The sequence below is a fragment of the Bradyrhizobium sp. genome (assembly GCF_049519115.1).
Classification (GTDB): Bacteria; Pseudomonadota; Alphaproteobacteria; order Rhizobiales; family Xanthobacteraceae; genus Bradyrhizobium.
The window spans coordinates 301,122-313,563 of the sequence record NZ_JBEKRB010000002.1 but is presented as its reverse complement, the minus strand read 5'-3'; the positions used below and the strand labels follow the sequence as shown (position 1 = coordinate 313,563).

Genomic DNA, 12,442 nt, shown 5'->3' with positions numbered 1-12,442 from the left:
CTCGGCGCCATGGTCCTGGCCGGTCTTCTCGCGCCGGTGACCGCCAAGGCGGCGCCCTCCGCCTGTGCCGGCTTGCAGGAAAAGTTTCCGGACTGGAAAGGCAAGACTCTGGTCAATGCGATCAATCCGCATACGCCGGGCTATGAAGCGATCGATCCGAAAGATCCCAACAAGTATGTCGGCTTCGACATCGATCTCGGCGAAGAGATCGGCGAATGCCTCGGCTTCAAGGTGACCTACAAGGCCGTGACCTTCGCCGCACTACTGACGACGCTGGCGAGTGGCCAGGCCGATATTGTCATTTCGGACATCTATGCGACCGAAGAGCGCGCCAAGGCGGCCGACTTCATCACCTATTCCAAGGTGTTTGACGGCGTGCTGGTGGCCAAGGGCAACCCGAAGAAGATCGACGGCATCAACCTGTCGCTGTGCGGCGCGGCGGCTGCGGAAAATACCGGCTTCGTCGAGGTTCCGCTGGTCCAGGATATGGGCCCGAAGTGCAAGGAAGCCGGCAAGCCGGAGCCTACGTTGCAGCTCTATGACAACAACGCCAACTGCATCCAGGCGATCCTCGCCGGCCGCGCCGACACCTATGTCAACGACGTCAATACGGTCGATCAGGCGGTCAAGGCCAATCCGGGCAAGCTGGAGAAGGCCGTTGCGGTGACGATCCCTTATTCCGTCGGCATTGCCGTACCGAAGGACAAGCCGAAGTTCCGCGAGGCCGTGATGGCGGCGATGAACGAAATCTACAAGTCGGGCGACCAGGCCGCACTTCTTAAGAAGTGGGAGCTTGATCCGGCTAACCTGAAGGAGCCAGGCCTGCTCACGGTCAAGTAATGGCGTTATTCCTCCATTACCTCAGCCTGCCGTATCTGCTCGAGGGTATCGCGGTCACCTTGCAGGTGACCGGCCTCGGCCTGATCGGCGGGCTGATGATGGGAGTAATCCTGGCGGCCATGCAATTGAGCCGCTTCGGCGTGCTCGCAGGCTTGGCGCGCGGTTACAGCGTGATCTTCCGCGGCACGCCGCTGATCCTGCAAATGGTGTTTGTCTACGACGCCTTGCCGCATATCGGCATCAAGCTGCCGGCGATCCTGGCGGCCGGCACCGCGCTCGCCGCCAATGAGGCGCCTTTTATTTCCGAAATCCTGCGCGCCGGCGTGCTCGGCGTCGATCGCGGGCAAATCCTGGCGGGGCAAGCCCTTGGCATGACGCCCGGCGTGCTGATGAACCGCATCATCGCGCCGCAGGCGATCCGCGCGATGATTCCGGCGTTTGGTGCCGAAGCCGTCAGCGCGCTGAAGAACTCGTCGCTGGCTTCCGTGATCGCCGTGCAGGAGTTGACGCTGCGCTCGACGCAGCTGGCATCCTCGACGTTCGATTTCTTCTCGATCTTCTTTGCGTCCGGCCTGATCTATCTGTGCCTGACCGGCGCGGTCGCTGTGATTCAGTTGGTCGTCGAGGCCTGGCTTGATCTCGACCGCAAATCCTCGAACCGGCGTCTGCTGCGGTTGTTGCCCTGGTATCGCTTTCAGCCGCTCGATGAGCCGCTCGAAGTCTCGCCGGAGGCGATCAAGGACGCAGGCGTCGCCGAATTGCCGCCGCCACGGCCGAAGTTAGAGCTGGTCGACCACGCCAAGCGGGCGGAGATGCTTCGCCGCAACAACGTCGCCGTCGATGTGGAAGGCTTGCGCAAGCGCTATGACAAGCAGGCCGTCCTTGCCGGCGTCGATCTGACGGTGCGGATCGGCGAGGTGATCGCGCTGCTCGGCCCCTCCGGTTCCGGCAAGAGCACGCTGCTTCGCTGTATCAATCATCTCGAAGGCTGGGACGCTGGGACGATCAAGGTCGGCGGCCGGCGTCTCGGCTTCGGCGACAACGGCAAGCCGCTATCGCCGCGCTCGCTCGCCAACGAACGCGCCGAAGTCGGCGTCGGTATGGTGTTCCAGCAATTCAACCTGTTCGGGCATCTGTCGGCCAAAGAGAATATTGCGGGGCCGTTGCGTTGGGTGCACGGCTGGGGCCGCACCGACGCCGATCGGCGCGCCAGCGAGTTATTGGAGCGCGTCGGCCTCACCCAGCGTGCCGACGCGCTGCCGCGTCATCTGTCTGGCGGCCAGCAACAGCGCGTCGCCATCGCGCGCGCGATTGCACCCAATCCGAGCGTGCTGCTGCTCGACGAGCCGACGTCGGCGCTCGATCCCGAACTCGTCAACGAGGTTCTCGAGGTGATCCGGCGGCTCGCGATCGAGGACGGGCTCACCATGATCATTTCGACGCATCAGTTGCGCTTCGCCGAAGAGGTGGCCGACCGCGTCCTCTTGTTGTCGGGCGGCTCCATCGTCGAGGAGGGGCCGGCGCGGGAGGTGTTGACCAATCCGAAAACGCTGGTGGCGCAGCGCTTCCTCAGCGCCATGGCGGCGGAGGAATGATGATGTCGTCCGTTCGCCTGCCGTCGTTCCTGAAAACTCCAGCCGTCGCCTGAGGTCTACAGCATGAAACACCATCTGCTCCCGGTATCGCCCAAGACCATGCACTGGGGCTATTTCAGCAAGAAGGTCGCGCCGTCCCTGACGCTAAAATCCGGCGATCGGGCGACCATCGAGACGCTAACGCACCATGCCAATGATGATTATGAGCGCATGATTGCCGATGATCTAGGCGCCGAAGCCGTCTTCCACTGGACGAGGGAACAGAAGACCATGGCGCGTCGCGGGTCGGGCCCGACCGAGGGCCCGTTCATCCGCGGGGCAGGCGAGGGCGTTGGCGTCCACCTCCTGACCGGCCCGGTCGCGGTCGAAAATGCCGAGCCCGGCGACATTCTGGAGGTGCGGATCCTCGACATCCGGCCACGGCCGGCCTGCAAGGCCTGTTACGCCGGCAAGTGCTTCGGCTCCAATGCGGCCGCCAATTGGGGCTTTCACTATCACGACCTGATCGAGGAGCCGAAGCCACGCGAAGTGGTGACGATTTTCGAACTCGACACATCAGGCGAGCCGTTTGCCAAGGCTGTCTATAACTATGTCTGGACCCCGCAAACCGATCCCGACGGCATCGTGCATGCGACGATCGATTACCCCGGGGTGCGGGTCGATCACGCCACCATCCGCAAGCGCGACAACATCCTGACCGGCGTCAAGGTGCCGGCGCGGCTGCATTTCGGGACCATGGGGCTCGCGCCATCCGAGCAGGATTTCGTCAGCTCGATTCCACCGAATTATACCGGCGGCAATATCGACGACTGGCGGATCGGCAAGGGTGCGCGGATGTATTATCCGGTCGCGGTTCCCGGCGCGTTCTTTTCGGTCGGCGACCCCCATGCCGCCCAGGGCGACAGCGAACTCGGCGGCACCGCGATCGAGACCTCGCTCACCGGCGACTTCGAATTCATCCTGCACAAGAAGAACGATCTGGCCGGCACCGCGCTGGAGGGTCTTTCGCATCCCATGCTGGAGAATGAGCAGGCCTGGTCGGTCTACGGTTTTACCTACCCGAATTATCTGGCGGAGCTTGGCGCGGGCGCCCAAACCGAGATCGCCAACCATTCGAGCCTGGACCGGGCGATGCGCGACGCGTTCCGCAAATTGCGGCGCTTCCTGATGACCGTGCACAAGCTAAGCGAGGACGAGGCGATCTCGTTGATGTCGGTCGGCGCCGATTTTGGGGTCACCCAGGTGGTTGACGCCAATTGGGGGGTCCATGGCACGATCAGAAAAAACGTCTTCAGATGCGACTAAGGAGCTGACAGACAACGAAAAATAGCCATCGATGAGATTTTACTGCAACGTCTGTCACGGGTCGGGCGAACTAGAGTTCCGATTCCGAAGTTCGCAAACATTCGCGGCGGCCTCTAATGCGAACTTCGGAATCAAGGGAGCCCTAGCAACCATATGATTCTAGTGCGGCTTTGAATTTGAAGTTCCTATGAAGAACTTGCCTCCAAAACTGATAGGAACTTCAAATTCGCCGCACTGGCGCTGATGGCACGGAGGTTGCTTCGATTGAGCGTTGCGGTGTGGGTTGGCGCATGGGTTTTCGTCCGTTTACGAGTGAATCGTATGCCGAGCACGATCGGCTGGACGCGTGGCGCGATGTTTTGAGCACGGCCGGGCTGCAACCGCTGTCGAACCCGACCTTCTACGCCGGACATGCCACCGCTTTGCGCCGAAGCGCCAAGGGCATCACGCTGGTCAAGCTCGCGGCTGGCCCGCAAGGTATCGCGCCGTTGTCCGGCGCGGGCGATGACGCGCTCCCCATCGCTTTGTTGCCGACCGAAGACGGCGTCGTGCTGCACAATGGCGGCCACCAGATCGTTCCGGCCGGACATCTTTTGGTGCTGCCGCCGAATGGCGACTGGACCTTGTTCTTCCAGCGCGACCTGCGCGCGATCGGACTTTATGTCACGGGCGAGGCCTTCCATGGCCGCAAGACCGGCGCTGTCGGCTGGATCGAACCGCGGGCGATGGCGCCGCAAGGCTTTGCCGGGGTCGTTGCCCGCGCGCTTGCGTCGGCCGTGCAGTCGCTCGACGCGCTGTCCGATCTCGAATGGGACGTGGTGGCGCAGGGCCTCGCCGATCTGCTTTTCACGCTGACCCTGCAAATGGCGGCGCCGGTGTGCGACGGCGGCAGTTCGACCAAAGCCGCGATCATGAACCGCATCTACCAGACCATCGAACGCAGGCTGGAGGATCCCGACTTGGCGCCGGCGCTCGTGGCGCAAAGCGAAGGAATTTCCGAACGATACCTGCAAAAACTGTTCGAGGGGGTTAGCGACAATTTCAGCCATTACGTCCGTGAGCGGCGGTTGCAGCGCGCCTGGGCCGACCTCGCCAATCCGGCGGAAGGCCATCATACGATTTCCGAAATCGCCTACCGCTACGGCTTCGGCGATTCCGCTCATTTCAGCCGCACCTTCCGCGCCCGGTTTGGTCTCTCGCCGCGCGAATTCCGCCAGCAGGAGGCCGAACGCGTCGCGACCTCGACGACAGTGACCGGCCAACGCGGCTGGCCGCAGGACGCACTCGCCCAGCTTCGACAGCAGCGGACCGTCACCGTTTCTGCCCAGATCGCCGCGCCTCCCGCCGCCAATGATGAAACCGATCTCGCGACTGAACCTGCCCATCATCACCTCGAGATCGCGGCCGAGCGCGTTCATTGGGGGTTCTTCAGCCGGTCGCTCAAGCCGCAGGCCGAGATTCGTTCCGGCGACACCATCACGATCGAAACCATGACCCAACATGCCTCCGACGATGCCGAACGCATGATCGCGGGCGACGCGGCGGCCGAGGAACTGTTTCGCTGGACACGCGAGGGCAAGACGGTGGATCGGCGCGGGGCCGGCCCGATGGATGCCTCGGTGTTTGGCCGCGGCGCCGGCGAGGGGTTTGGGGTGCACATCTGCACCGGCCCCGTCGCCGTCAAGGACGCCCAGCCCGGCGATGTGCTGGAGGTGCGCATTCTCGACATCGTGCCGCGTCCGAGCCAAAGCGCCGAGTATGAGGGGCGGGTGTTCGGCTCCAGCGTGGCGGCGTGGTGGGGCTATCACTACGATGAATTCCTCGCCGAGCCGAAACCGCGCGAGGTGGTGACGATCTACGAGATCCTCGACGATGCATCGGGGCCGCATGCGCGCGGGATCTATTCCTATCGCTGGGAACCGCAGACCGATCCGTTCGGCGTCGTCCATCACACTTACGATTATCCCGGCGTGCCGGTGCCGCCGCGCAGCGTCAAGAAACGGCACGACGTCCTTGACGGCATCCGTATTCCCTTGCGTCCGCATTTCGGCGTGATCGCGCTCGCTCCGCGCGAGGCCGATTTCGTCGATTCCGTGCCGCCTTCTTATTTCGGCGGCAATCTCGACAACTGGCGGCTCGGCAAGGGCTCGACGATCTATCTGCCGGTGTCGGTGCCCGGCGCGCTGTTGTCGGTCGGCGATCCCCATGCCGCGCAAGGTGACGGCGAGATCAGCGGCACGGCCATAGAATGCTCGATGACCGGCACGTTTCAGGTGGTCCTGCACAAGAAGGGTCAATTGGAGGGCCGTCCGTTTGCCGACCTGACGTACCCGTTGATCGAGACCGAGACCGAATGGGTGTTGACCGGATTCAGCCACCCCAACTACCTGGCCGAGTTCGGCACCCAAGGCCAAAGCGAAGTTTACGCCAAATCGTCGCTCGACCTTGCGATGAAGGACGCGTTCCGCAAGATGCGCCGCTTTTTGATCAACATCAAAGGACTGAGCGAGGACGAGGCGATTGCGCTGATGTCGGCGGCCATCGATTTCGGCGTCACGCAGGTCGTCGACGGAAATTGGGGCGTGCACGCCGTCTTGCGCAAGAGCATATTCGACGACGCACCGCGTCTCACCAAATAGGGAATCCACCTTGAAATTTCACATGATTGCCGGCGGCCCGAAGCCGGTCGCGCCGTTCAGCCATGCGGTCGAAACCGACGGCTTCGTTTTTGTCACCGGCCAGATGCCGGATCGTCCGGAAACGCCGGGTGTATTGCCCGACGGTATCGTTGCCCAGACCCATGCCGTGATGGCCAACCTCAAGATCGTGCTGGCCGGAATTGGGCTTGGCCTCGAACACGTCGTGATGTCGCGCATCTATCTGACGCGCTTTGACGACGACTATGCGGCCATGAACGAGACCTATCGCAGCTATTTTCCGGTCGACCGGCTTCCGGCGCGCACCTGTGTCGGCGTCATCGGGCTGGCCTACAAGGCCCTGATCGAGATCGATCTGGTCTGCAAGCGGCCGACGGCTTCGTAGTTTTGTGATGCTTCGTCCGGCCGTCACGCCGCTCGCGCTGGAGGGCCGGCCGCTTCAAGCTCTGCAACTTCTTCAACGGTGAAGACCCGGCTCCGGGTCAAAAACCTGACCCCCTCCGGGGCTTCGGCGGAGAATCCAGAACCGCGCCCGGGAACGACATCGATGATCAGTTGTGTGTGCTGCCAATATTCGAACTGCGCCGCGCCGATATAAAAATCGCAATCCGCGATCTTGCCGAGGTGCACGTCCTGCGGGCCGACCCGAAAGTCGCCCGCCGGATAACACATGGGCGCAGAGCCGTCGCAGCAGCCGCCGGATTGATGGAACATCAGCGCGCCGTGTTGCGCCTTCAGCCGTTCGACGATCTCGACGGCCTTGTCCGTAATCTCAACCCTGTCGACCATGCTCTGACTCCGAACAATTCCCAGCTCCGCACAGCAAGCATCACAGGCGCGGGCAGGGCCCACGCCTGTCATGGCAACTATTCCGCTCAGAAGAAACCGAGCGCCTTGTTCGAATAGCTGACCAGGATGTTTTTGGTCTGCTGATAGTGGTCCAGCATCATCTTGTGGTTCTCACGCCCGATGCCGGACGCCTTATAACCGCCGAAGGCCGCATGCGCGGGATAGGCGTGGTAGCAATTGGTCCAGACGCGGCCGGCCTGGATCGCGCGGCCGAACCGGTAGGAGCGGGTGCCGTTGCGAGTCCAGACCCCGGCGCCAAGTCCGTAGAGCGTGTCGTTGGCAATCGCCAGCGCATCGTTCTCGTCCTTGAATTTCGTCACCGAAACCACGGGCCCGAAAATCTCCTCCTGGAAGATGCGCATCTTGTTGTTGCCTTCGAAGATGGTCGGCTCGACGTAATAACCCTCGGCCAGTTCGCCCTCCATCTTGGCCCGATTACCGCCGGTCAGCACCTTGGCGCCTTCCTGCTTGCCGATATCGAGATAGGAAAGGATCTTCTCAAGTTGGTCGTTGGAAGCCTGAGCACCGATCATCGTCTCGGGGTCGAGCGGGTGGCCTTGTTTGATCTTCTTGGTGCGGGCGACTGCCTTCTCCATGAACTTGTCGTAGATCGTTTCCTGCACCAGCACGCGGCTTGGGCAGGTGCAGACTTCGCCCTGGTTCAACGCGAACATGGCGAAGCCTTCCAGCGCCTTGTCGAGGAAGTCGTCGTCGGCCTCTGCTACGTCGGCAAAGAAGATGTTCGGCGATTTGCCGCCGAGCTCAAGGGTGACGGGAATGATGTTGTCGGACGCATATTGCATGATCATGCGTCCCGTCGTGGTCTCGCCGGTGAATGCGATCTTGGCGATCCGCTTGTTTTGCGCCAAAGGCTTGCCGGCCTCGATGCCGAAACCGTTGACGACATTGATGACCCCGGGCGGCAGGATGTCGGCAATCAATTCCATGACGACGAGGATGCCGAGCGGGGTTTGCTCGGCCGGCTTCAGCACGACGCAGTTGCCGGCGGCCAAGGCGGGCGCGAGCTTCCAGGTCGCCATTAGGATCGGGAAGTTCCACGGAATGATCTGGCCGACGACGCCAAGCGGCTCATGGAAGTGATAGGCGACGGTGTCGTGATCGATCTCGGAAATGCCGCCTTCCTGGGCGCGCACGACGCTGGCGAAATAGCGCCAGTGATCGACCACCAGCGGCATGTCGGCATAGGTGGTTTCACGGATCGGCTTGCCGTTGTCGAGGGTTTCCACCAGCGCCAGAAGTTCCAGATTGGATTCGAGCTTGTCGGCGATCTTGTTCAGGATGCGGGAGCGTTCCTGCACCGAGGTGCGGCCCCAGGCGTCCTTGGCTTTATGGGCGGCGTCCAGCGCGAGCTCAACGTCGGCCGCCGTGGAACGCGGAATGTTGCAGAGCCGCTTGCCCGTGATCGGACTCGGGTTCTCGAAGTATTTGCCTTCCGTGGGCGCTACCCATTTCCCGCCGATGAAATTTTCATAGCGATCGCGGATCAAAACCTGCTTCGAGACTTTCTCTAAAGCCTGCTGGTACATGGCATTTCTCCCTGATATGGTGGCGCCTTTTTTTGGCGTCCGTTTATGGCGATGGGGTTCGATGTTACTCCCGTGCGTGCACCGTCCCGGGAAACCGGGACATGCACGATGGAGGGCAGCGATGGCGAGCTTGGATTCGCGACATGGTTGAACTGATCTGGGGCGAAACCTGAGAGCAGTCTGCGCCCGGCTCCGGCCCGGCGTCAACGCTATATTCAATCAAATATTGCGCGGATCATCGCGGCGAATTCTGGGCACCGACGGCCCATCACGGCAATTGCGAGGCGATCGTCGATCACCTCGCAATATCGGTTAGCGGTTCGGGTCGAAATGTCGCAGCGTGGAAAATCACATCGGGAAGCCGCGTTGTCCGCGTTGCATGGTGATCCATTTCACCTCGGTCATTTCTTCCATCGAGAACCGACCGCCCTCGCGTCCAAAGCCACTGTTCTTGACGCCGCCGAACGGAACATGAGGCTCATCGGCAACGGTACAGTCATTGAGATGGACCATGCCCGACTCCAGTCCGAAGGCGAGGTCGAGCGCCTTTTGCATGTCGTTGGTGATGACGCCCGCCGAAAGGCCGTAATCGGTGTTGTTGGCGATTTCGAGCGCTTCTTCGTGGTTTTTGACACTGATGATCGACGTGACGGGACCGAAGCTTTCCTCATTGAAGATGCGCATCTCCGGCGTGATGCCGCTCAGGACGGTTGGCCAGTAATACTGGTCCTTGTGGGTGGCGCCGCAGAGCAGTTTCGCGCCCTTGCTGACGGCGTCCTCGACATGACCATCGATCACGGCGCACTGCGTTCCCCGGATCAGCGGACCGATCACCGTGTCGGGTTCGCGCGGATCGCCCACTTTCAGGCTCTTGGCGACCTGGGTAAAGCGTTCGCAGAACGTATCGAAGATCGGCTCCTCGACGAGAATGCGGGAGTTGGCCATGCAGACCTGGCCCTGGTGAAAGAAGATACCGAAGGCCGCCGCCTTGACGGCGTAGTCGACGTCGGCATCGCCAAGCACGATCAGCGGGCTCTTGCCGCCCATTTCGAGCGTGAATTTCTTCAGTGTCTTGGCGGCCTCTACGGCAAGGTGTTTGCCGGTATGGGTCGAGCCCGTGAAGGTGATCATGCGCACGCGCGGGTCGGCAAAGATCGCCGCGCCGATCTCCGAGGCCGGACCGGGGATCACATTGAGGAGGCCCGCGGGGAGTCCGGCTTCGTCAAAGACCTCGGCGATCTTAAGACCGGTGACCGGCGTGAGCTCTGAAGGTTTCAGGACGAAGCCGTTGCCGGCGGCCAGCGCCATAACGACTTTCTTCATCGCCAGCAGGAACGGCGCATTGAACGGAGCGATCCCGGCAATGACGCCAAGCGGCTGCCGCACGGTGAAGCCGAACTGTCCCGGAGAGGTCAGGGGCATCGTCTCGCCGGGAGAACGCCGCATCTCCGCGGCCGCGGTTCGCAACAGGTCAAAACAGTAGCCGACCTCAAATCCGGATTTCCCGGCGATCGATCCGGATTCGGAAATGAGCACCTCGATGATCTCGTTGGCCTTGCTGGCAAGGACGTCGGCCGCCTTGAAGAACACCGCCTCGCGTTGCGAGACCGGCGTCGCAGCCCAGGCCTTGTAGGCGCCGTGGGCCGCGGTAATGGCGCGTTCGGTTTCCGCTTTGCCTGCTTGTTGAACCCGGGCGAACAGCTCACCCGTGGCCGGGTTCATGCTGTCCGTCGATTCATTCCGGAGCGAGCGGGTCCACTCGCCGTTGATGTAGAGATTGTAGTTCGGCGTTCCGTTGATCATTTCAAATGATTTGGTCACAGCGGCCCTCCTCAAGCTGCACAGATTTTCGGCTGACCCGATCATCTCGCAGTCAAACCGGCCCGTCTTGACAGGAACCGTGGCCAAATTTGACCGAAACGCAGATCACGCATGACAGCCAGCAAGCCATATGGTTTGCTGGGAAGGACTTGCTGACGACAGTCACCCGAACGGCCGTGCCCGATGTCGCTGTCTCGTACGATGGAAGTGGTCCCACCCGGAACTGCTGCTGGGCTTGTCGGGATGCTAAGCACTCGCTCCGTTGCGGAATCCGATCGTCTGGACTTTTGGCGCGAAGTCGTGTGCCGCACCATCGCCGGCGTCGAGGCGACCGCGCTTGTCAGTGACCAGCCGTATTCCGGATCGATCCGGACGCAATCGATCCCGCTTGCACATCTGCCGAACTTCGACCTGATCCAGGTTGAAGCAGATGCGCAGTTTGTCACCCGGACCAAAAAGCTGATCGATCAAAGCGAAGGCGCCTGGCTGTTGATGATCCAGGAGGAGGGCGTCTGCGAGGTCGGACAAGGCGCCCGAAAGACCAAGCTCTCGCCCGGCGATATCGGTTTCCTTGATACCTCACGTCCCTATGAGGTGACGTTTCCCCGGCGTTTCAGGCAAAGCATCCTGAAGATGCCGGCGCTTTTGTTCCGGGATATCGCGCCGAGAGGCGATGATCTGGCGGGTGTCACGCTGCCGGGAGCACAGGCACTGACGGCGATCGCCCGTCAGAACCTTTTACTGCTTGAGCGCAACGCATCGGTCATCGAACCGAGCTTCCTTGCTGCCGCAGCCAATTCCTGCCTCGGCCATCTTTCGCTGGCGATGCGCGCGACGCGACGTGATGAAGGGCGGCAAATAGCGGGGCCTGCGATCTCAGATCATGTCGTGCGCGCTGATGTGTATATCTCGCAAAATCTACACGATGCGGGATTGTCCGTCGAACGGGTTGCCAGCTCGATCGGAATCTCCGCCGGTTACCTTCAGCAGCTTTATCGTGCCGCCAAAAATCTCGGCGTCGCGCAATCGATTCTCGATCAACGCCTGGCAAACTGTCGCGGAGAACTGGCGGATCCGAGTCTGGCGGAAGAGAGCATCACAGCTGTTGCCTTCCGTTGGGGCTTTTCGGAATCGAGCAGCTTCAGCCGGGCCTTTCGCCGGACATTTGGTTTAAGTCCCCGCCAGTACCGGCAGCAGCGGATCGCCGGTCCTGGCTTTTTGCGGCATCGAGTAGCTTTGCCAGCTCGGAAGCCGTGATTTCGATCGGGCGTCCGCTGCGTTCGACGCGCGCCTGGATCAGCGCGCCTTGCAAGGCGGAAGTGCAGAGGATGGCGAGCGCCTCGGCGCGGGACTTTTGAAAGCCGTCCGCGACAAGCGTCTCGGCCAGGATCGATACCCGCGCTCGGTAGGCCGTACGACCGGCTTCCGCGACATCGCGATCGCCGGGAGCGAGCTCCAGCAGAACCGTCGTGATGGGACAACCGTCGCGAAAGCCGGAGGCGCGCATCCACCCCGAGAGCAGTTCGGCATGCCGTCGCAGCAGCTCGCCGGTTGAGCGGCACTCCTCCGCAAGCTTGGCGAGGGTCGCGGCAACGCGGACGCCAGCCTCTTTGACGGCGGCAACCGCAATCGAGGACTTTCCAAGCGGAAAATAGTGATAGAGCGAACCTTTCGGTGCGCCGCTCACATCGACAATTTCATTGAGCCCTGTGCGCGAATAGCCCTGCCGCCGAAACAGCGTAACGGCGGTGTTGATGATCGGCTGTCGATGTCTGGGAACGGCAGGCACTTTTTGTCTCCAAATTATATTGATTGGTCTACATCAGCT

The 12,442-nt window shown here is 61.7% G+C and carries 10 protein-coding genes; 6 read left to right on the top strand and 4 right to left on the bottom strand.

Going from position 1 to position 12,442, the window contains the following annotated elements:
• Positions 1-9 precede the first annotated feature (9 nt).
• The 5 genes from ABSE61_RS03200 to ABSE61_RS03180 all read left to right on the top strand — a co-directional run bounded on the left by ABSE61_RS03200 (position 10) and on the right by ABSE61_RS03180 (position 6,782).
• Entirely contained in the window at positions 10-840 is an 831-nt protein-coding gene (locus ABSE61_RS03200; protein WP_423869659.1) for an ABC transporter substrate-binding protein, read from the top strand.
• Positions 840-2,435, top strand: coding sequence for an amino acid ABC transporter permease/ATP-binding protein (locus ABSE61_RS03195; RefSeq protein WP_423869613.1), 1,596 nt, complete (start codon positions 840-842; stop codon positions 2,433-2,435). The genes ABSE61_RS03200 and ABSE61_RS03195 overlap by 1 nt, the downstream gene beginning before the upstream one ends.
• A gap of 63 nt (positions 2,436-2,498) precedes the next feature.
• Entirely contained in the window at positions 2,499-3,740 is a 1,242-nt protein-coding gene (locus ABSE61_RS03190; protein ID WP_423869612.1) for an acetamidase/formamidase family protein, read from the top strand.
• 290 nt (positions 3,741-4,030) lie between these two features.
• Entirely contained in the window at positions 4,031-6,379 is a 2,349-nt protein-coding gene (locus ABSE61_RS03185) for an acetamidase/formamidase family protein (protein WP_423869611.1), read from the top strand.
• Between the two features lie 10 nt (positions 6,380-6,389).
• Positions 6,390-6,782 (top strand): RidA family protein, encoded by a 393-nt coding sequence (locus tag ABSE61_RS03180; protein WP_423869610.1) that lies wholly within the window; start codon positions 6,390-6,392, stop codon positions 6,780-6,782.
• 23 nt (positions 6,783-6,805) lie between these two features.
• On the opposite strand, the gene ABSE61_RS03175 is transcribed toward ABSE61_RS03180, so the two are convergent.
• From ABSE61_RS03175 to ABSE61_RS03165, 3 genes are all read right to left on the bottom strand, one after another.
• Complete coding sequence (locus tag ABSE61_RS03175; RefSeq protein WP_423869609.1) at positions 6,806-7,186, bottom strand: DUF779 domain-containing protein; 381 nt, start codon at positions 7,184-7,186, stop codon at positions 6,806-6,808.
• An 86-nt stretch (positions 7,187-7,272) separates the two neighbouring features.
• Positions 7,273-8,793: an aldehyde dehydrogenase gene (gene adh / locus ABSE61_RS03170; RefSeq protein WP_423869608.1), complete on the bottom strand. Its 1,521-nt coding sequence runs from the start codon at positions 8,791-8,793 to the stop codon at positions 7,273-7,275.
• Between the two features lie 348 nt (positions 8,794-9,141).
• Positions 9,142-10,614 (bottom strand): aldehyde dehydrogenase family protein, encoded by a 1,473-nt coding sequence (locus tag ABSE61_RS03165; protein ID WP_423869607.1) that lies wholly within the window; start codon positions 10,612-10,614, stop codon positions 9,142-9,144.
• A gap of 243 nt (positions 10,615-10,857) precedes the next feature.
• On the opposite strand from ABSE61_RS03165, the gene ABSE61_RS03160 reads away from it, so the two are divergent.
• The gene (locus ABSE61_RS03160) at positions 10,858-11,871 is read left to right on the top strand and encodes a helix-turn-helix domain-containing protein (protein ID WP_423869606.1); all 1,014 of its coding nucleotides are present in this window, start codon (positions 10,858-10,860) and stop codon (positions 11,869-11,871) included.
• On the opposite strand, the gene ABSE61_RS03155 is transcribed toward ABSE61_RS03160, so the two are convergent.
• A complete protein-coding gene (locus ABSE61_RS03155) occupies positions 11,756-12,403 on the bottom strand; it encodes a TetR/AcrR family transcriptional regulator (protein WP_423869605.1) in 648 nt (215 codons plus the stop codon). The two genes, ABSE61_RS03160 and ABSE61_RS03155, sit on opposite strands and share 116 nt — an antisense overlap.
• Positions 12,404-12,442: the final 39 nt, after the last annotated feature.